This window comes from Agromyces sp. NDB4Y10 (assembly GCF_001620055.1).
In the GTDB taxonomy this organism is placed as follows: domain Bacteria; phylum Actinomycetota; class Actinomycetes; order Actinomycetales; family Microbacteriaceae; genus Agromyces; species Agromyces indicus.
The window spans coordinates 33,636-51,969 of sequence record NZ_LQGY01000056.1 but is presented as its reverse complement, the minus strand read 5'-3'; the positions used below and the strand labels follow the sequence as shown (position 1 = coordinate 51,969).

Genomic DNA, 18,334 nt, shown 5'->3' with positions numbered 1-18,334 from the left:
GCGGGCCCGCGGGACTCAGCCGGCCGTCGCCGCCGCGCCGTCGGCGACCGGCTGCTCGACCGGGAAGATCACGCCGATGAGGTTCGAGACCCACTCGATGAGGTCGGCATCGCCCGGAGCCTCGCCGCCGGGCGTCGGGAACGGCACGAGGATGACGTCGTTCTGCGCGAACAGCTTCGCGCCCGGGTACATGCGCTCCAGCCGCACACGTCGCGAGTCGGGGAGCCGGGCCGGCGCGATGCGCAGCTTCGAGCCGGTCGCGATGACGTCGGAGAGTCCCGCGAGCTGGGCCTTGCGCCGCAGGCGCGAGATCGCCACGAGGTGCTCGACCGCCTGGGGCGGCTCGCCGTAGCGGTCGACGAGTTCCTCGACCACGAGGTCGATCTGGTCCTCCTTGGCCGCCGGCCCGCTCGCGGCCGACAGCTTCTGGTAGGCCTCGAGCCGCAGCCGCTCGCTGTCGACGTAGTCCTCGGGGATGTGCGCGTCGACGGGCAGTTCGAGCCGGAGCTCGGTCTGCCCCTCGGCGACCTCGCCGCGGAACGCGCTCACTGCCTCGCCGATCATGCGCAGGTACAGGTCGAACCCGACGCCGGCGATGTGCCCGGCCTGTTCCGCGCCGAGGAGGTTGCCGGCGCCGCGGATCTCGAGGTCCTTCAGGGCGACCTGCATGCCGCTGCCGAGCTCGTTGTTGGCCGCGATCGTCTCGAGGCGGTCGTGGGCCGTCTCGGAGAGGGGCTTGGCCGGGTCGTAGAGGAAGTACGCGTACGCGCGCTCGCGCCCGCGCCCCACGCGGCCCCGGAGCTGGTGCAGCTGGCTCAGGCCGTACTTGTCGGCGCGATCGATGATGATCGTGTTCGCGTTGGCGATGTCGAGGCCCGTCTCGATGATCGTCGTCGAGACGAGCACGTCGAACCTGCGCTCCCAGAAGTCGACGACGATCTGCTCGAGCACGTGTTCGTTGAGCTGTCCGTGCGCGACCGCGATGCGCGCCTCGGGCACGAGCTCGGCCAGCTGCGCGGCGACCCGGTTGATGGACGAGACGCGGTTGTGCACGAAGAACACCTGGCCCTCGCGGAGCATCTCGCGACGGATCGCGGCGGCGACCTGCTGGTCGGAGTAGGGCCCGACGTAGGTGAGAATCGGGTGGCGGTCCTCCGGCGGCGTCGCGAGCGTGGACATCTCCCGGATGCCGGTCACGGCCATCTCGAGCGTGCGCGGGATCGGCGTGGCGCTCATCGCGAGGATGTCGACGTTGGTCTTGAGCTTCTTCAGCTGGTCCTTGTGCTCGACGCCGAACCGCTGCTCCTCGTCGATGACGAGCAGCCCCAGATCCTTGAACTTCACCTGCTCGGTGAGGATCCGGTGGGTGCCGATGACCATGTCGACGGTGCCGTCGGCGAGGCCGGCGACGGTCTCGCGCACCTCCTTGTCGGTCTGGAACCGGCTGAGGGCCCGCACGTGGACCGGGAACCCGGCGAAGCGCTCGGAGAACGTCTCGAGGTGCTGCTTGACGAGCAGGGTGGTCGGCACGAGCATCGCGACCTGCTTGCCGTCCTGGATCGCCTTGAACGCCGCGCGGACGGCGACCTCGGTCTTGCCGAACCCGACGTCGCCGGCCAGCAGTCGGTCCATCGGGATGGGCCGCTGCATGTCGGCCTTGACCTCGTCGATCGTCTGCAGCTGGTCGGGCGTCTCGGCGTAGGGGAACGCCTCCTCGAGCTCGTGCTGCCAGGGGGTGTCGGGCCCGAACGCGTGCCCCTTGGCCGCCATGCGAGCCGAGTAGAGCTTGACGAGCTCGACGGCGATGTCGCGGACGGCCCTCCGGGCGCGGCTCTTGGCCTGCGCCCAGTCGCTGCCGCCCATCTTCGACAGCGAGGGCGCCTCGCCGCCGACGTACCGCGAGAGCAGGTCGAGCTGGTCCATGGGCACGTAGAGCCGGTCGCCGGCCTGGCCGCGCTTGGACGGGGCGTACTCGAGCACGACGTACTCGCGCACCGACTTGGGCGCCTGCTGGATGCCGGCCGTGCGACTCGGTCCGGTCGGTCGCGTGCCCGTGGCGACCTCGCGCTGCACGAGCTCGACGAACCGGCCGATGCCGTGCGTGGAGTGCACGACGTGGTCGCCCGGCTTCAGCTGCAGGGGGTCGACGACGTTGCGGCGACGGCTGGCGAGCTTCTTGACCTGCCGGGTGTCGTAGCCGGCCGACCGACCGTAGAACTCGGCTTCGGCGATCAGCCCGACCTTCGCCTCGGGCACCTCGAAGCCGGCCGAGGCCTGGGCCTGCACGAGGAACGCGACGCCGGGTTCGAGCTCGGCGGGCACCTCGTCGACGAGGCGGCCGGCGAGCCCGTGCTCGGCCAGCACGTCCCGGGCGCGCTCGACGAGACCGTGCCCGGCGGCGGCGACCACGAGGCTCCAGCCGTCGCGGAGGCGCTCGCCGACGTGGGCGACGGCGCCCTCGACGTTGCCCTGGAAGCTCGGTACGCTCGCCGCCGCGATGCGGACGTACGCGCCGTCCGGACCGCCGGACGCCTCGCCGATCGCCTCGGCGGCGTCGCCCTGGTCGAAGCTCGAGAAGGTCCACCAGGCCCGCCGCGGGTCGGGCTCGCCCGGTGCGCTGTGCAGCGCCGACTCGCGGAGCTCGCTCAGCGTGAGGAAGTCGCCGGCCTCGAGGTCGATCGGCGCGGCGGCGCCGGCGGTCGCGGCGTTCCATGCTGCGGCGAGGAACTCCCGGTTCGTCTCGGCGAGGTTCACGGCCCGGGAGGCGACGCGCTCGGGCGCGACGACGGCCACGGCGGCGCCCGCCGGGAGGTAGGTCGTCACCGGCACCAGCCGGTCGAGCAGCGCCGGCGCGAGCGACTCCATGCCCTCGACCGGGATGCCCTCGGCGACCTTCTCGAGGATGCCCGAGAGGTTGGGGAACTCATGGACCATCTCGCGTGCCCGCTGGCGCACGGGTTCGGTGAGGAGCAGCTCGCGGCTCGGCGGGAGCTCGACGCGCTCGACCTTCTCGGGGAGCGACCGCTGGTCGGCGACGGAGAAGGCCCGCAGTTCCTCGACCTCGTCGCCGAAGAAGTCGACCCGCACCGGGTGGTCGGCGGTCGGCGGGAACACGTCGAGGATGCCGCCGCGCACCGCGAACTCGCCGCGACGCGACACCATGTCGACGCGCGCGTACGCGAGGTCCACGAGGCGCAACGCGATCCGGGACAGGTCGTACCCGCGCGCGCCCCGGGCGAGCACGATCGGCTCGAGGTCGCCGAGGTTGTCGGCGACCGGCTGCAGCGCGGCGCGCACCGAGGCGACGACGACGAGCGGATGGCGCGCGCCCTCCGCCTCCCACGTGCGCAGCCGGCGCAGGGCGTGCAGGCGTCGGCCGACGGTCTCGGCGGACGGACTCAGCCGTTCGTGCGGCAGCGTCTCCCAGGCGGGGAACTCGAGGAGCTCGCCGTGCTCGAGGTACGGCTCGAGCGACGCGCGCAGGGCCTCGCCCTCGCGGCTGGTCGCCGTCACGGCGAACAGGGCCGGCGCGAGCCCGGCCTCGCGGCGACGCTCGAGCAGCGCGGCGAGCATCGGCGCAGCGAGGCCCGCGGGCGCGGAGAAGTCCGCGTTCCGCTCGGCCTCCGCGAGGGCTCGTTCGATCGTGGAGGCGCGCGAAAGCGCCGTGTTCAAGCCCTGCAGGATCACCGGAGCAGTCTACGCGCGCCCCCTGACAGCCCTCCGATGTCGCAGCGCGCCGATAGCATGGTCGCCGTTCCCGACCGGAAGGACCCGCATGATCATCGCCGCCGCCGACGGATCCGCCCTCGGCAACCCCGGTCCGGCCGGGTGGTCGTGGTACGTCGATGACGGATGCTGGGCCGCGGGCGGGTGGCCGCACGGCACCAACAACCAGGGCGAGCTCACGGCCGTCCTCGAGTTGTTCCGGGCCACGGCGCACCTCGACGAGGAACTGCTCGTGCAGTGCGACAGCCAGTACGTGATCAACGCGCTGACGAAGTGGATGCCGAACTGGAAGCGCAAGGGCTGGCGCAAGGCCGACGGCTCCCCCGTGCTGAACCTCGAGCTCATGCAGTCGCTCGACGAGGCGCTGCGCGGCCGCCGCTACCGGTTCGAATGGGTTCGCGGGCACGCCGGGCACCCGATGAACGAGGCCGCGGACGAGCGTGCGCGCGCGGTCGCGATCGCCTACCAGCGGGGTGGCGACATCCCCACGGGCCCCGGCTGGACGGGGGCGTGCGAACCCGCCGTCGATGCGATCGTCTCCCCCGGGACGATCGACCTCCCGGACGCCGCCGACGCCGACGCGGGCGCGGGCGAGGTGCCCGCCGACGCGGCGCTGTTCGACTTCGACGACCCCACCGCCGACTGGACCACGCTCTCGCTCGAGCTCACGACCGAGGAGCACACGCGGCTCGTCGAGCGCGCCCGCGCCGCCGGCGTCTCACCGGAGGAGTTCCTCCGCGGCCTGATCTAGCGGCTCAGGCCGGCGAGTGGAAGCGCTGCTGCGCGGCCACGAGCCCGTCGGTGACGATCGACTCCACGGCGTCCGCGGCATCCGCCAGCAGGTTCGGCAGCGCCTCGCGCTCGGCCCCGGCGAAGTCGCGGAGCACGTAGTCGGCGGCGTCCATGCGACCCGGGGGTCGGCCGATCCCGACGCGCACGCGCGTGAACTCGGGCGATCCCGCGGCCTTCTGGATGTCGCGCAGCCCGTTGTGGCCGCCGTGGCCGCCGCCGCGCTTCAGCCGCACGGTGTCGAACGGGATGTCGAGCTCGTCGTGCACCACGATGAGCCGGTCGATCGGCAGCGAGTAGAACTTCAGCAGCGCCGAGACCGGCCCGCCCGAGGTGTTCATGTAGCTGTTGGGCTTGGCGAGGACGAGCTTGGGGCGCCCCGGGCCGAGGAACCCCTCGGCGACGCGCGACGGCGTCTTGTGGCTCTTGAACGTCGCGCCGATGCGCGACGCGAGCTCGTCGGCGACCATCTGGCCGACGTTGTGGCGGTTGCCCGCGTACTGGGCGCCGGGGTTGCCGAGGCCGACCACGAGCCAGGTGTTGTCGGACACGACCTCGTCCTTCCGGCGGTGCAGGAGGCGGTCGAGCAGGTTCACGGATGCCTCCGGAGCGGGGGTGGTGGGAACGGCGGAGGGCCTGCGGCCCGCGTCCGAGCGTACCCGGATGCGGCGCCGCAGGCCCTCACGTCGAATCGATCGATCGGGATGCGGTCGACTACTCGGTCGACTCGCCCTCGGTCGCGGCCTCCTCGACGGCGCCCTCGGCCTCGGAGACCTCGCCCTCGGTCTCCTCGCCCTCGGCGGTCTCCTCGCCGAGGTCGACCTTCTGCGGCACGTGCACGTTGATGACCAGCGTCTCGGGGTCGCTGATGAGGGTCGCGCCCTTGGGCAGCTCGACCTCGTTCGCGAGCACCTTGGTGCCGTCCTCGAGGCCCTCGACCGAGACGGTGATGTTCTCGGGGATGTGCGTCGCCTCGACCTCGAGCAGGAGGGTGACGGCGTCGAGGTCGGCGATCGTGCCGGAGGCGGGCTCGCCCTCGACGTGCACGGGGACCTCGACCTGGACCTTCTCGCCGCGCTTGATGACGACGAGGTCGATGTGCTCGATGAGCTGGCGCACCGGGTCCTTCTGGACGTCCTTCACGAGCGCGAGCTGGCTCTTGCCGCCGATCTGGAGGTCGAGCACCGCGTTGGCCTTGCGGATGAGCAGCGCGACCTCGTGGCCCGGCAGCGTCAGGTGGCGGGGGTCGGTGCCGTGGCCGTAGAGCACGGCGGGGATCTTGTCGGCGGCGCGGATCTTGCGCGCCGCGCCCTTGCCGAACGACTCGCGCGGCTCGGCGACGATCTTGTTGTCTTCGTCCATGGTGATGGCTCCTAGCGGGCTCGCGGCCCAGAGTGGGGTTTCTGATGTCGTCTCGAACGCCCGGCACTGCGCGTACGCAGCCAGCGTGAGGAACAGCCGTGAGTCTCGTTCCACCGCGTCGATCACGGATGCCGCACCGGGCGGGCCCGGCTCCGGCGGCATCCCTCGCCGAAGTTCAATCGCCCAGTCTACCGGATGCCGCGGTCGGGGCTGCGCGCGCCGATATCCTCGACCCATGAGCTCCCGCCTGCACGACCTCGTGGTCGACACCCTCGGCCGCCGCGTGGTGCAGGGCGAACTCGCCGAGGGCACGACGATGCTCGCGGAGGAGCTCGAGCGCGAGTTCGGCGTCTCGCGCTCGGTCGTCCGCGAGGCGGTCCGCGCGCTGCAGTCGCTGGGGCTCGTCGAGTCCGCCAAGCGCGTCGGCATCCGCGTGCTGCCGATGGCCCGCTGGAACGTGTTCGACGCCTCGGTGATCCGCTGGCGGCTCGCCGCGGACGCGCACGGCGTCCAGCTGCGCTCCCTCACCGAGCTGCGCGCCGCCGTGGAGCCGGCCGCGGCCGAACTGGCGGCCCGCTTCGGTCCGGATGGACTCGCGGCGGAGCTCATCGCGATCGCGGGCCGCATGCGCGCGGTGGGCCGGGCGGGCGATCTGGCGACGTTCCTCGACCTCGACATCCGCTTCCACGCGCTCGTGCTCGCGGCATCCGGCAACGAGATGTTCGCCAAGCTCGAGGGGGTCATCGCCGAGGTGCTGCGCGGCCGGACCGAGCACGGGCTCATGCCCGACCACCCGCACGAAGAGGCGCTGCAGCTGCACGTCGACGTGGCCGACGCGATCCTCGGACGGCGACCCGATGAGGCCCGCGAGGCCATGGACCGCATCATGCGCCGAACGGTCGACGAGGTCGAGTCCGTGTGGGCGGGCCGGCCGCGCGTCCACCTCGCGTAGCCGGCCCGCCGGTCGGGTCACGAGAAGCGGAGCAGCACCTTGCCGCTCGTGGCGGCATCCGTCGCGGTCTCGAACGCCGCGAGGGCGTCGGCCGCGTCGAACTCGTGGGTGACGATCGGGTCGACGACGAGCGAGCCGTCGGCGAGCGCCGCGACGACCTCGTCGATCTCGTCGTTGAAGCGGAACGAACCGACGAGTTCGAGCTCGCGCGTGATCGCGAGCGAGACGGGCACCGGCTGGTCGCCCGTGGGCAGGAGCCCGACCATCACGACGCGACCGCCTCGGGCGGTGCCGCGGATGGCCGAGCCCAGGCCGAGCGGGTTGCCGGACGTCTCGAAGGCGACGTCCGCCTCGACGGCGGCGATCGCGTCGGCGTCCCGGGCGTCGACCGTCCGAGTCGCTCCCGCCTCGCGCGCGATCCGCAGCGGCAGGTCGTGCACGTCGACCGCGACGATCTCGGCGGCGCCGGCCCGGCGCAGCACGGCGACCGTGAGGGCGCCGATCGGCCCGCTGCCCACCACGAGCGCGCGACGCCCCCGCACCTCGCCGGCGCGGCCCACCGCGTGCCACGCCACGCTCGCGGGCTCCACCAGGGCGGCGTCGCGCAGTGCGAGCCCCGCCGGGAGCGCCCGAAGCATCCGCGCCGGGAGCACCGCATGGCGTGCGAAGGCGCCGTCGGTGTGCGGCACCCGGGCGGCGCTGCCGAGGTAGGTGCACCCCGGCGAGAGGTTCGGGCGATCGGCCGGGTACCGCGCGCCGTCGCCGGGCCCGGGGGTGGCCGGGTGCACGGCGACGGGCGTGCCCGCGGCGGGACCGGTCCCGTCGGCGGCCGCGCGGACGACGGTGCCCACGACCTCGTGGCCGAGCACCATCGGGTTCCGGAGGATCGACTCGCCCGCCGCGCCGTGGCGCCAGTAGTGCAGGTCGGACCCGCACACGCCCCCGTAGGCGATCTCGACCACGGCGTCTCCCGGTCCCGGCGCGGGGACCGGGACCGGTTCGACGCGGAGGTCGCCGGCGCCGTGGGCCACCACGCCCAGCGTGGTCTCGGGGATCTGCTGCTCGTTCATCCGTTCCCTTCCGTCCGTCGCCGTCACACGACCGCGGTCATGCCGCCGTCGACGAAGACCACCTGGCCGTTGACGTAGTCCGACCCGTCCGAGGCGAGCCACACGGCCGGCCCGATCAGGTCCTGGGTGGTCCCCCACCGGTGCGCGGACGTGCGCCCCGTGATCCAGGCGTTGAAGTCGGCGTCGTCGACGAGGTTCTGCGTCATCTGCGTGTGGATGTACCCGGGCGCGATCGCGTTCACCTGCAGCCCGTGCGCGGCCCACTCGGCCGTCATCGCGCGGGTGAGGTTGCGGATGCCGCCCTTGGAGGCGGTGTACGCGCTGATGGTCGGCCGCGCGAGATCGGCCTGCACCGAGGCGACGTTGATGATCTTGCCCCGCCCGCGGGGGATCATGCGGCGGGCCGCCTCGCGACCGACGAGGAAGGCGCTCGTGAGATTGGTGCGGATCACCCGGTCCCAGTCCGCGGGGTCGAGTTCGAGCATCGGGACGCGGTGCTGGACTCCGGCGTTGTTCACGAGGATCCGCAGTTCACCCACGTCGCGCTCGACGCGCGCGATGCCGTCGGCGGCGGCCGCTGCATCCGTCACGTCGAAGGCGACGGATGCCACGCGCCCCGCACCGTACCGGTCGGCGAACGCCTCGTGCGCCGCCCGGAGCCGGTCGGGGTCGACGCCGTGCAGGACGATCGTGGCGCCCGCGTCGGCGAGCCCCGCCGCGATGGCGCGGCCGATGCCGCGGCTCGAGCCGGTGACGAGCGCGACGCGCCCGGTGAGGTCGAAGAGGTCCACGGCCGCCCTCCTAGAAGCCGCTCGCGAGCAGGTAGATCGTGAGGGACAGCGCGAACCCGATGATGCCGACGAGCGCCTGGCCGACCGTCCAGGTCTTCAGCGTGGTCTTGGTGTCCATGCCGAAGAACCGCGAGACCAGCCAGAAGCCGGAGTCGTTGACGTGGCCGGCGAACACGGAGCCGGCGGCGAGGCTCAGCACGATCGCGGCGAGCTCGACCGGGTTGTAGGCGGCGTTGTCGAGGACCACGGGCTGCACGAGCGCGGCGGCGGTCGTGAGCGCGACGGTGGCCGAGCCCTGGGCGAGGCGCACGACGGCGGCGATCACGAACCCGGCGACGATGACCGGCAGCCCGATCGCGTCGAGGGACTCCGCGATGGCGTTGCCGATGCCGCTCGCCCGGAGCACGCCGCCGAACATGCCGCCGGCGCCGGTGATGAGGATGATCGAGCAGACCGGGCCGAGGGCGCTGTCGACGACCGTCTCGACGAGGCTGCGCGGCTTGCGGTTGCGCCAACCGAGCAGCCACATGGCGAACAGGACGGTGATGAGCAGCGCGATGGGCGTCTCGCCGAGCAGGCGGAGGATCTGGACCCACGTGTCCTCGAGCGAGACGAGGCCCGCGGTGGCCGCCATGTTGAGGCCGGTGTTGAGGAAGATCAGGCCGAGGGGCAGGAGCAGCAGGAAGAGGATCGTGCCGAGCTTCGGGGTGGATCGGAACTCCTGCTCGGGCGAGTCCGCCGGGGCGTCGAGGATCATCGGCACGGGCAGGTCGATGCGCCGCCCGAGGAACCGGCCGAAGAGGTAGCCGACGACGTACCAGGTGGGGATCGCGACGACGAGGCCGAGGACCAGCACAAGGCCCACGTCGGCGCCGAGCAGGCCGGTCGCGGCCACCGGGCCCGGGTGCGGCGGGACGAAGATGTGCATGACCGAGAACGCCGTCGCGGCCGGGAACGCGTAGAGCAGCAGCGACCCGCCGAGGCGCCGGGCGACGGTGAAGATGATCGGCAGCATGACCACGAGGCCCGCGTCGAAGAAGATCGGGAAGCCGAACATGAGCGACGCGATCGACAGCGCGAGCGGGGCCCGCTTCTCACCGAACCGGGCGATGAGCGCGTTGGTGAGCACCTCGGCGCCGCCCGAGACCTCGAGCATCCGGCCGAGCATGGCGCCGAGGCCGACGAGGAGTGCGACGCTCGCGAGCGTGCCGCCGAATCCCGTGAGGAGGGTGGGCACGAGCTGGCCGGCGGGGATGCCGGTGGCGATGGCGGTGAGCACGCTCACGATCACCAGGGCGATGAACGCGTGGATGCGGAACTTCATGATGAGCAGCAGCAGCGCGGCGATCGCCGCGGCCGCCACCGCGAGGAGGCCCGGCGTGCCGAGCGTCCAGTTGAGGTCGAGGTCGGTCATCTTCGTCCTTGTTCGAGAGTGGTGGTCGGGGTCGGGTGGTGCTGGGTGGTTCGCGGGCGACCTGCGGCGTCAGCCGTGGTCCGGGGCGCCCTCGTCCAGGACGCCGAGCGCGTCGCGGACATCCGCGACGATCTCGGCGGGGTCGTGGCGGACGTCGACGCGGATGCCGCGCTCGTCCTCCTCGAGGGGCTCGAGCGCGTCGAACTGCGACGCGAGCAGGCTCACGGGCATGTACTCGTGGGTGCGCCCGAGCTGACGGTCCGCGATGAGGTCGGGGTCGCCGACGAGGTGCACGAAGACCGTCGAGGGCGCGTAGGCGACGAGCTGGTCGCGGTACCGACGCCGGAGCGCCGAGCAGGCGACGACGATCGGGCGGCCTTCCGCCAGCTCCGCGCCGATGCGCAGCGCGATGATCTCGAGCCAGGGCGCGCGGTCCTCGTCGTCGAGCGGCTGGCCGGCGGCCATCTTCGCCTTGTTGGCGCTGGGGTGCAGGTCGTCGCCGTCGATGAACTCGACGCCGAAGGCCGCCGCCAGCGCGGCGCCGATGGTCGACTTCCCCGATCCGGAGACGCCCATCACGATGATGGGAGTGCGAAGTGCCATGGTGCTGCTCCTCAGACGCGTCATTACATCTGATTCCAACACCCGACTCGCGGGTTTAAATCAGATTTATTGCAGGTACGATAGCACAGCGTCGGCGCGGACGGTCACGGGGACTCCCGACGACACACGGGGCGGGCGTGTCCTACGCTTGACCCGATCCCCCGACGGAGCGAGGCGCCGCTGCGCGGCGCGAGGAGGAATGATGGCGGAGACCACGGGCACGGCGAACATCGGCGTCGTCGGACTCGCAGTGATGGGGTCGAACCTGGCCCGCAACCTGGCGAGTCGCGAGGGCAACACGGTGGCCGTGTTCAACCGCTCCCCGGAGCGCACGCGCACCCTCACCACCGAGCACCCCGAGGCCGGGTTCGTCGCCGCCGAGGGCTACGACGAGTTCGTCGCCTCGCTCGCGAAGCCCCGCACCGCGATCATCATGGTCCAGGCCGGCCGGGGCACCGACGCGGTGATCTCCGAGCTCGTCAAGCGGTTCGAGCCGGGCGACATCATCGTCGACGGCGGCAACGCGAACTTCCACGACACCATCCGTCGCGAGGCCGAGATCGCGCCGACCGGCATCCACTTCGTCGGCGCCGGGATCTCCGGCGGCGAGGAGGGCGCGCTGAACGGCCCGTCGATCATGCCCGGCGGCTCGGCCGAGTCGTACGAGACGCTCGGCCCGATCCTCGCGTCGATCGCCGCGGTCGCCGAGGGCGAGCCGTGCGTCACCCATGTCGGCACCGACGGCGCCGGCCACTTCGTCAAGATGGTCCACAACGGCATCGAGTACGCCGACATGCAGCTCATCGCCGAGGCGTACGACCTCATCCGACAGGGCACCGGCAAGTCCCCCGCCGAGATCGCCGACATCTTCGCCGAGTGGAACACCGGCGAGCTCGAGAGCTACCTCATCGAGATCACCGCCGAGGTGCTCCGGCAGACGGATGCCGCGACCGGCCAGCCGCTCGTCGACGTCATCCTCGACGAGGCCGGCGCGAAGGGCACCGGCGCCTGGACCGTGCAGAACGCGCTCGACCTGGGCGTGCCCGTGTCGGGCATCGCCGAGGCCGTGTTCGCCCGCAGCCTCTCGTCCAAGCGGGCGCAGCGCGACGCCGCCGCCGACCTGCCCGGCCCCTCGGGCGAGTGGACCGTCGCCCCGGAGGACGCCGACGCCTTCGTCGAGGACGTGCGCCGCGCCCTCTACGCGTCGAAGATCATCGCCTACTCCCAGGGCTTCGACGAGATCGTCGCGGGCGCCGAGCAGTTCGGCTGGGACGTCAAGAAGGGCGAGATCGCGAAGATCTGGCGCGCGGGCTGCATCATCCGCGCACGCTTCCTCAACCGCATCGCCGAGGCCTACGCCGAGGTCCCGGGCCTCGTCGCCCTCGTGACCGCGCCGTACTTCCGCGACGCCGTCGCCGGCGCGCAGGACAGCTGGCGCCGCGTCGTGCAGGTCGCCGCCGGCGCCGGCATCCCCACGCCCGCCTTCTCGTCGTCGCTCGCGTACTACGACGGCCTCCGCGCCCCGCGCCTCCCCGCCGCACTCGTGCAGGGCCAGCGCGACTTCTTCGGCGCCCACACCTACAAGCGCGTCGACAAGCCCGGCGTGTTCCACACGCTCTGGTCGGGCGACCGCTCGGAGATCGAGACCACGCCCTCGTCGCACTGAGCGTCGGGCACGGGTGAGACGGAGCGGATGATGCCGAGGCCGTCGTGGCAGCAGGAGGGGCAGGACCCCGACTACCGGTTCACGCTGGCCAACGAGCGCACGTTCCTCGCCTGGATCCGGACCGCGCTCGCCCTGCTCGCGGGCGGTGTGCTGCTGCACCAGTTCGCCGTCGGGCTCGAACCGCGGGTGGTGCTTGTCATCGTCGCGGTCGGGCTCGGGCTCGTCTCCACCGCGCTCAGCGTCGTCGCGTACACCCGGTGGCGCGCGAACGAGATCGCCATGCGGCACGGACGGCCGCTCCCCTACGGCTGGGCGCTGCCCGTGCTCGCCGCCACGAGCCTCCTGACGGCAGCGGTGCTCACGGTCGTCCTGATCGTGTCGTGAGGCCGCCGAGGTGAGCGCCTACCGCGTGCCGGCGACCGGCGACCCCGGCCTCCAGCCGGAGCGGACCGCGCTCGCCTGGGGCCGGACCTCGCTCGCGATCGCCGTGAACGCGCTGCTGTCGCTGCGCACCGGGCTCGTGCTCGGCGAGCCGTCGCTGGTCGCCATCGGGGCGCTGCTGTTCGCCGCCGCCGGCGGCGCGGTCGCGATCGGCGCCGTGCGGCGCGTGCAGCTCTCCGGCGCCGAGCTGACGATCACCCCGCCCGCCTGGGCGCTGCCCGGCGTCGCTGCGGCGACCGTCCTCGCGAGCGTGGGCGGCATCGCCTCGGTGCTCGTGGAAGGATCGGCGTGATGGACGATTCGCATCCCGAACTCGACGACGACGGCTGGCGCGACGACCGACCGGTGCGCACCGAGCGGCGCCGCCGCGCGCTCCGGATCGTCGTGCTCGTCGCGCTCGCGGGCATGCTGCTCCCCCTCGTCCTCTCGGCGTACGGCGTCGCCCGCGCCGCCGCCGAGCGCGCGTGCGCCGTCTACGCGCTCGACTACAGCGTCAACGCGAGCTCGAGCGTCGGCTTCGACCTGTTCGCCGAGGGCGGCCCGGGCTGGCTCTGCTTCGCCGAGGTCGGCGCGGGCGACCGCGGCATCCTGCTCGGCAACCTCGGCCTCATGCCGGCCGCCCCGCGCCCCGCAGCGCCCGGACGCGACGCGTAGCGCCCTCGGGCGTCCCGCTACCGCACCGCCTCCGACTCGAGCAGGCGCTGCCTGACCTGGCGCCGGATCACCTTGCCGATGAGCGAGCGCGGCAGGTCATCGACCGCGATGACGCGCTTGGGCACCTTGTACGGCGTCAGCCGTTCGCGCGCGAGGGAGCGCATCGACTCGACATCGAGGGTCGCGCCGGCTCGGAGCACGACGGCGGCGACGACCTCCTCGCCCGACCGGGCGTCTGGCAGGCCCACGACCGCGCAGTCCTCGATGTCGGGATGGTGCCGCAGCGCCTCCTCGACCTCGCTCGGTGCCACGTTGAAGCCGCCGGTGATGATGAGTTCCTTGATGCGGTCGACGATGGTGACGAACCCGTCGTCGTCGATCGTGACGATGTCGCCCGTGCGGAACCACCGCGCACCGCCGTGCGGGTCGTCGACGAACACCGCGTCGGTCTCGTCGGACTTGCGCCAGTACCCGGTGAACACCTGCGGTCCGCGCACGACGAGCTCCCCGCGCTCGCCGTACGGCACGTCGCGCATCGGGTCGTCGGGGTCGACGACCCGGACCTCGGTCGACGGCAGCGGGAGCCCGACGGTCCCGGCCTTGCGAGTCGGCGCGACCGGGTTCGCCATGAGCACCGGCGAGCACTCCGACAGCCCGTATCCCTCCACGAGCATGCCGCCGGTCTGCGCCTCCCACGGCTCGACCACCTCGGCCGACAGCGGCATCGCGCCCGAGATGGCGATGCGGATGCCGCGCAACGAGACGCCCCGCTCGACGGCGGCGCGCGTCAGCCGCTCGTAGATCGGCGGCACGGCCGGCAGGAACGTCGGCGGGCGCTTCCGGGCGACCTTCAGCACGAGGTCGGGGTCGAACTTGGGGAACAGGACGAGCCGAGCGCCCATGCTCATCGCGAACGTCAGGCACAGCGTCAGGCCGTACGCGTGGAACATCGGCAGCACCGCGTAGACGACCGACGTGCCGCGCTCGATCTCGGGCACCCACGCCCGGGCCTGCGCGGCGTTCGCGAGCAGGTTCGCGTGCGTGAGCGTCGCACCCTTCGGCGAGCCCGTCGTCCCGCTCGTGTACTGGATCAGCGCGACATCGTCGACGCCGGGTGCCGCGAGGTGCGCATCGACCGGGTCGGATGCCACGACCTCGCGCCACGGCACCGCGCCGCGCACGCGCGTGGTCAGCGCCGCTCGCGACTCGCGCGCCTTCGCGATCGGCAGCCGCAGCAGGGCGCGGGTCGGGAACGGCATGGCCCGCGTGACGTCGACCGACACGACGTGCTGCACGCGCACGTCGTCGGGGAACGCCCGGATGGTCTCCACGACGTTGCTCCAGGCGATCACGACGCGCGCGCCGTGATCCTCGAACTGGTGGCGCAGCTCCCGCGGCGTGTAGAGCGGGTTGTGCTCGACGACGATCGCCCCGAGGCGCAGCACCGCGTAGAACGCGACGATGTGCTGCGGGCAGTTCGGCAGCACGATCGCCACCGGGTCACCCGGCTCCACGCCCAGGCGCCGCAGGCACTCGGCAGCCCGCTCGATCTGGTCGCCGAGCTCCGCGTACGTCGTCACGCGGCCGAAGAACTCCAGCGCGGGCCGGTCCGGGTACTGCTCGACCGACGCGCGGATCAGGTCCCAGAGCGAGCCGTCGGGCGGCGGGAGTTCGTGTGGGACGCCGGGGGCGTAGCTTCGGAGCCAGGGCTTCGCCGTGGCATCCGCCATCAGGCCGCGCCGTCGAACATGCTCGTGACGCTGCCGTCCTCGAACACCTCGTGGATGGCCCGGGCGAGCAGCGGGGCGATGGGCAGCACCGTCAGGCGGTCCCAGCGCTTCTCCTCCGGCACGGGCAGCGTGTCGGTGACGACGACCTGGTCGATGAAGTCGGACTGCAGGATCTCGACGGCGGGGTTGGAGAACACCGCGTGGGTCGCGGCGACCACGACGCCCGTGGCGCCGTTCTTCTTCAACGCCTCGGCCGCCTTCACGATCGTGCGGCCCGTGTCGATGAGGTCGTCGACCAGCAGGCACACGCGCCCCTCGACGGTGCCGACGATCTCGTGCACCGAGACCTGGTTCGGGACGAGCGGGTCACGCCGCTTGTGGATGATCGCGAGCGGAGCGCCGAGCTTGTCGGACCAGATGTCGGCCACGCGAACGCGCCCCATGTCGGGCGAGACCACCGTGAGCGTCTCGGGGTCGAGCAGCTTGCGGAAGTGCTCGAGCAGCACGGGCATCGCGAACAGGTGATCGACCGGGCCGTCGAAGAAGCCCTGGATCTGCGCGGCGTGCAGGTCGACCGACATGATCCGGTCGGCGCCGGCGGCCTTGTAGAGGTCGGCGACCAGGCGGGCCGAGATCGGCTCGCGGCCGCGGCCCTTCTTGTCCTGCCGGGCGTAGGGGTAGAACGGCGAGACCACCGTGATGCGCTTCGCGGACGCGCGCTTCAGCGCGTCGACCATGATGAGCTGCTCCATGAGCCACTCGTTGATCGGCGCCGCGTGCGACTGGATCACGAACGCGTCGGTGCCGCGCACGCTCTCGCCGTAGCGCGCGTACAGCTCGCCGTTGGCGAACGTGCGGGCATCGGTCGGCACGAGCTCCGAGCCGAGCTCGGCGGCGATCTGCCGCGCGAGCTCCGGGTGCGCCCGCCCCGAGATCAGCACGAGCCGCTTCGATCCGGTGGTCTCGATCATGTGTGCAGTCCTTCCCACCGGTGGCGGCGTTCTCTGGTCAGTCCTCGGTCGCCTGGAGGGCGTCGCCCGTGCCGGCCGCCTCGGCCGCCTCGGCGGCCTTGGTGCCGGCCCGGTGCTCCCGGACCCACCCGTCGATGTTGCGTTGCGGGGCGACGTTCACCGCGAGGGCACCGGCAGGAACGTCCTTGCGGACGACCGTCCCGGCCCCCGTGTAGGCGCCGTCCCCAATCGTAACGGGCGCGACGAACACGCCGTGCGACCCGGTGCGGACGTGGGACCCGATCGTGGTGCGGTGCTTGCTCACGCCGTCGTAGTTCGCGGTGATCGAGCCGGCACCGACGTTCGAGCCCTCGCCGATCTCGGTGTCGCCGATGTAGGACAGGTGCGGCACCTTGCTGCCCGCGCCGATGTCGGCGTTCTTCGTCTCGACGAACGTGCCGATCTTGCCGTCGGCGCCGAGCACGGTGCCCGGGCGGAGGTACGAGAACGGTCCGACGGAGGCACCGGCGCCGATGACGGCGAGCGTGGCATCCGTTCGCTTGACCTCGGCGTTCTCGCCGACCTCGCAGTCGACGAGCGTCGTGTCGGGGCCGACCACCGCGCCCGTCGCGATGGCCGTCGCGCCCTTCAGCTGCGTGCCCGGGCGGATCGTGACGTCGGGCTCGATGCGCACGGCGAGGTCGATCCACGTGGTGCCCGGGTCCTCGATCGTGACCCCGTTGAGCTGCCAGCCGCGCACGATGAGCGCGTTCAGCCGCGCCGCGGTCTCGGACAGCTGGGCGCGGTCGTTGATGCCCGCGACGAGCCAGCCCTCGGACACCGGCCGGGCCTTGACCTCGGAGCCGGCGGCGCGGAGGTGCTCGATGACGTCGGTCAGGTACTTCTCGCCCTGCGCGTTCTCGGTCGTGAGGTTCGCCAGCTGGTCGCGGAGCGCGTTCGCGCCGAACGCGTAGACGCCCGCGTTGACCTCGTCGATCGCGAGCTCCGCCTCGCTCGCGTCCTTCTGCTCGACGATGCGGTCGAACGACCCGTCGGCCGCCCGCACGATGCGCCCGTAGCCGGTCGGGTCGTCGTATCGGGCCGAGAGCACGGATGCCGCGAGCCCGTCGGCGCGGTGGCGCTCGAGCAGCTCGGTGAGCGTCGAGGCGTTCAGGAGCGGCACGTCGCCGTTCAGCACCAGGACCTCTCCGGCGAAGTCGCCGGGGAGCGCCTGCACGGCCTGCTCGACCGCGCGGCCGGTGCCCGGGATCTCGTCCTGGTCGACGATGATCGTGCCGGGCAGCTCGGTCTCGATCGCCGCCGCGACGAGGTCGCGCTCGTGGCGCACCACGGCGACCACGTGCGCGGCATCCAGCGCACGTGCCGTGGCGAGCACGTGCGCGATGATCGGCGCGCCCGCGAGCGGGTGCAGGATCTTCGGCGTGGCCGACTTCATGCGGGTGCCCTGACCCGCGGCGAGCACGATGATGGCGAGGTTGTTGTCCATGCTCCGCCACCAGGATTCGAACCTGGTCCTCACAGCTCCAAAGGCTGTCGTGCTGCCGTTACACCATGGCGGACCGCGCCCGGCGGGGGTCCGCCGAGCGCCTACCAAGTCTGCCACGCGGCATCCGTCGGCTCTGAACGGATGCCGCATGCCCGATGCGATACTGGCGACATGACGGCGGACGCGGACGAGGTGGACCGGATCGTCGACGACTGGGAGCGCGAGCGCCCCGACCTCGACTTCGCCCCCCTGCAGGTGTTCTCGCGCGTCGGGCGGCTCGCGAAGCTGCTCGACCGCGCCCGCAAGCAGGCGTTCGAGCGCTCGGAGCTGGAGTCGTGGGAGTTCGACGTGCTCTCCGCGCTGCGGCGTGCGGGGGCGCCGTTCCGGCTGCCGCCGAAGGCGCTGCTCGCGCAGACGCTCGTCTCGAGCGGCACCATGACGAACCGCATCGACCGGCTCGTCGCGCGCGGGCTCGTCACGCGGCAGACCGACCCGCACGACGGCCGCGGCATCCTCGTCGAGATGACGCCCGCGGGCGTCACGCGAGTCGACGCCGCGATCACCCGGCTCGTGGATGCCGAGGCCGAGCTGCTGGCCGGCCTGCCCCCGGCTGAGCAGCGCCGGCTCGCCGCGCTGCTGCGGAAGCTCTCGCTCGGCTTCGCCTGACCCGAGGGGACGC

Annotated in this window: 17 protein-coding genes and 1 tRNA gene; 7 read left to right on the top strand and 11 right to left on the bottom strand. The window is 72.4% G+C overall.

Features of this window, described 5'->3' with window-relative positions:
- Positions 1-15 precede the first annotated feature (15 nt).
- Positions 16-3,687, bottom strand: coding sequence for a transcription-repair coupling factor (gene mfd, locus AVP42_RS13610; RefSeq protein WP_067949949.1), 3,672 nt, complete (start codon positions 3,685-3,687; stop codon positions 16-18).
- Positions 3,688-3,775: 88 nt separating this feature from the next.
- Here mfd and AVP42_RS13605 point away from each other — a divergent pair, with 88 nt between their 5' ends.
- Positions 3,776-4,477 carry an RNase H family protein gene (locus tag AVP42_RS13605; RefSeq protein ID WP_067949946.1) on the top strand — a complete coding sequence of 234 codons (702 nt, stop codon included), beginning with the start codon at positions 3,776-3,778 and terminating at the stop codon, positions 4,475-4,477.
- 4 nt (positions 4,478-4,481) lie between these two features.
- On the opposite strand, the gene pth is transcribed toward AVP42_RS13605, so the two are convergent.
- Both pth and AVP42_RS13595 read right to left on the bottom strand, forming a co-directional pair.
- The gene (gene pth / locus AVP42_RS13600; RefSeq protein ID WP_067950002.1) at positions 4,482-5,066 is read right to left on the bottom strand and encodes an aminoacyl-tRNA hydrolase; all 585 of its coding nucleotides are present in this window, start codon (positions 5,064-5,066) and stop codon (positions 4,482-4,484) included.
- Between the two features lie 163 nt (positions 5,067-5,229).
- Positions 5,230-5,877, bottom strand: coding sequence for a 50S ribosomal protein L25/general stress protein Ctc (locus tag AVP42_RS13595; RefSeq protein ID WP_067949944.1), 648 nt, complete (start codon positions 5,875-5,877; stop codon positions 5,230-5,232).
- Positions 5,878-6,112: 235 nt separating this feature from the next.
- On the opposite strand from AVP42_RS13595, the gene AVP42_RS13590 reads away from it, so the two are divergent.
- Positions 6,113-6,829, top strand: a complete 717-nt coding sequence (locus tag AVP42_RS13590; protein ID WP_067949942.1) for a FadR/GntR family transcriptional regulator — start codon at positions 6,113-6,115, stop codon at positions 6,827-6,829.
- 17 nt (positions 6,830-6,846) lie between these two features.
- Here the strand turns inward: AVP42_RS13590 and AVP42_RS13585 are convergent, their stop codons facing one another.
- The 4 genes from AVP42_RS13585 to AVP42_RS13570 all read right to left on the bottom strand — a co-directional run bounded on the left by AVP42_RS13585 (position 6,847) and on the right by AVP42_RS13570 (position 10,707).
- Positions 6,847-7,899: an L-idonate 5-dehydrogenase gene (locus tag AVP42_RS13585; protein WP_067949941.1), complete on the bottom strand. Its 1,053-nt coding sequence runs from the start codon at positions 7,897-7,899 to the stop codon at positions 6,847-6,849.
- Between the two features lie 23 nt (positions 7,900-7,922).
- Complete coding sequence (locus tag AVP42_RS13580) at positions 7,923-8,690, bottom strand: SDR family oxidoreductase (RefSeq protein ID WP_067949939.1); 768 nt, start codon at positions 8,688-8,690, stop codon at positions 7,923-7,925.
- 10 nt (positions 8,691-8,700) lie between these two features.
- Complete coding sequence (locus AVP42_RS13575; protein WP_067949937.1) at positions 8,701-10,104, bottom strand: GntP family permease; 1,404 nt, start codon at positions 10,102-10,104, stop codon at positions 8,701-8,703.
- A gap of 69 nt (positions 10,105-10,173) precedes the next feature.
- Positions 10,174-10,707, bottom strand: a complete 534-nt coding sequence (locus tag AVP42_RS13570) for a gluconokinase (RefSeq protein ID WP_067949935.1) — start codon at positions 10,705-10,707, stop codon at positions 10,174-10,176.
- A gap of 202 nt (positions 10,708-10,909) precedes the next feature.
- Between AVP42_RS13570 and gndA the strand changes: the two genes are divergently transcribed.
- From gndA to AVP42_RS13550, 4 genes are read left to right on the top strand one after another with little or no spacing between them, the layout of a single operon-like run.
- A complete protein-coding gene (gndA, locus tag AVP42_RS13565; RefSeq protein WP_231878633.1) occupies positions 10,910-12,373 on the top strand; it encodes an NADP-dependent phosphogluconate dehydrogenase in 1,464 nt (487 codons plus the stop codon).
- A gap of 30 nt (positions 12,374-12,403) precedes the next feature.
- Positions 12,404-12,757: a YidH family protein gene (locus AVP42_RS13560; protein ID WP_067950000.1), complete on the top strand. Its 354-nt coding sequence runs from the start codon at positions 12,404-12,406 to the stop codon at positions 12,755-12,757.
- Positions 12,758-12,767: 10 nt separating this feature from the next.
- Positions 12,768-13,106, top strand: a complete 339-nt coding sequence (locus AVP42_RS16940; RefSeq protein ID WP_067949931.1) for a DUF202 domain-containing protein — start codon at positions 12,768-12,770, stop codon at positions 13,104-13,106.
- Positions 13,106-13,468, top strand: coding sequence for a hypothetical protein (locus AVP42_RS13550; RefSeq protein WP_067949929.1), 363 nt, complete (start codon positions 13,106-13,108; stop codon positions 13,466-13,468). Before AVP42_RS16940 ends, AVP42_RS13550 begins: the two co-directional genes overlap by 1 nt.
- Positions 13,469-13,485: 17 nt before the next feature.
- Here the strand turns inward: AVP42_RS13550 and AVP42_RS13545 are convergent, their stop codons facing one another.
- The 4 genes from AVP42_RS13545 to AVP42_RS13530 all read right to left on the bottom strand — a co-directional run bounded on the left by AVP42_RS13545 (position 13,486) and on the right by AVP42_RS13530 (position 17,728).
- Positions 13,486-15,198 carry a long-chain-fatty-acid--CoA ligase gene (locus tag AVP42_RS13545; RefSeq protein WP_067949927.1) on the bottom strand — a complete coding sequence of 571 codons (1,713 nt, stop codon included), beginning with the start codon at positions 15,196-15,198 and terminating at the stop codon, positions 13,486-13,488.
- Positions 15,198-16,169 carry a ribose-phosphate diphosphokinase gene (locus AVP42_RS13540; RefSeq protein ID WP_067949925.1) on the bottom strand — a complete coding sequence of 324 codons (972 nt, stop codon included), beginning with the start codon at positions 16,167-16,169 and terminating at the stop codon, positions 15,198-15,200. Before AVP42_RS13540 ends, AVP42_RS13545 begins: the two co-directional genes overlap by 1 nt.
- 37 nt (positions 16,170-16,206) lie before the next feature.
- Positions 16,207-17,655: a bifunctional UDP-N-acetylglucosamine diphosphorylase/glucosamine-1-phosphate N-acetyltransferase GlmU gene (gene glmU / locus AVP42_RS13535; RefSeq protein WP_067949923.1), complete on the bottom strand. Its 1,449-nt coding sequence runs from the start codon at positions 17,653-17,655 to the stop codon at positions 16,207-16,209.
- A 1-nt stretch (position 17,656) separates the two neighbouring features.
- Positions 17,657-17,728: transfer RNA gene (locus AVP42_RS13530), tRNA-Gln, on the bottom strand.
- 98 nt (positions 17,729-17,826) lie between these two features.
- On the opposite strand from AVP42_RS13530, the gene AVP42_RS13525 reads away from it, so the two are divergent.
- Positions 17,827-18,321, top strand: a complete 495-nt coding sequence (locus AVP42_RS13525; RefSeq protein ID WP_067949920.1) for a MarR family winged helix-turn-helix transcriptional regulator — start codon at positions 17,827-17,829, stop codon at positions 18,319-18,321.
- Positions 18,322-18,334: the final 13 nt, after the last annotated feature.

What these genes read in the sequence shown, in the direction of transcription:
- glmU (WP_067949923.1), bottom strand. Translation starts at nt 17,655, where the DNA reads ATGGACAACAACCTCGCCATCATCGTGCTCGCCGCGGGTCAGGGCACC.
- AVP42_RS13545 (WP_067949927.1), bottom strand. Translation starts at nt 15,198, where the DNA reads ATGGCGGATGCCACGGCGAAGCCCTGGCTCCGAAGCTACGCCCCCGGC.
- AVP42_RS13570 (WP_067949935.1), bottom strand. Translation starts at nt 10,707, where the DNA reads ATGGCACTTCGCACTCCCATCATCGTGATGGGCGTCTCCGGATCGGGG.
- AVP42_RS13560 (WP_067950000.1), top strand. Translation starts at nt 12,404, where the DNA reads ATGCCGAGGCCGTCGTGGCAGCAGGAGGGGCAGGACCCCGACTACCGG.
- AVP42_RS13550 (WP_067949929.1), top strand. Translation starts at nt 13,106, where the DNA reads ATGGACGATTCGCATCCCGAACTCGACGACGACGGCTGGCGCGACGAC.
- gndA (WP_231878633.1), top strand. Translation starts at nt 10,910, where the DNA reads ATGGCGGAGACCACGGGCACGGCGAACATCGGCGTCGTCGGACTCGCA.
- AVP42_RS13585 (WP_067949941.1), bottom strand. Translation starts at nt 7,899, where the DNA reads ATGAACGAGCAGCAGATCCCCGAGACCACGCTGGGCGTGGTGGCCCAC.
- AVP42_RS13590 (WP_067949942.1), top strand. Translation starts at nt 6,113, where the DNA reads ATGAGCTCCCGCCTGCACGACCTCGTGGTCGACACCCTCGGCCGCCGC.
- AVP42_RS13595 (WP_067949944.1), bottom strand. Translation starts at nt 5,877, where the DNA reads ATGGACGAAGACAACAAGATCGTCGCCGAGCCGCGCGAGTCGTTCGGC.
- AVP42_RS13575 (WP_067949937.1), bottom strand. Translation starts at nt 10,104, where the DNA reads ATGACCGACCTCGACCTCAACTGGACGCTCGGCACGCCGGGCCTCCTC.
- AVP42_RS13525 (WP_067949920.1), top strand. Translation starts at nt 17,827, where the DNA reads ATGACGGCGGACGCGGACGAGGTGGACCGGATCGTCGACGACTGGGAG.
- AVP42_RS13540 (WP_067949925.1), bottom strand. Translation starts at nt 16,169, where the DNA reads ATGATCGAGACCACCGGATCGAAGCGGCTCGTGCTGATCTCGGGGCGG.
- AVP42_RS13605 (WP_067949946.1), top strand. Translation starts at nt 3,776, where the DNA reads ATGATCATCGCCGCCGCCGACGGATCCGCCCTCGGCAACCCCGGTCCG.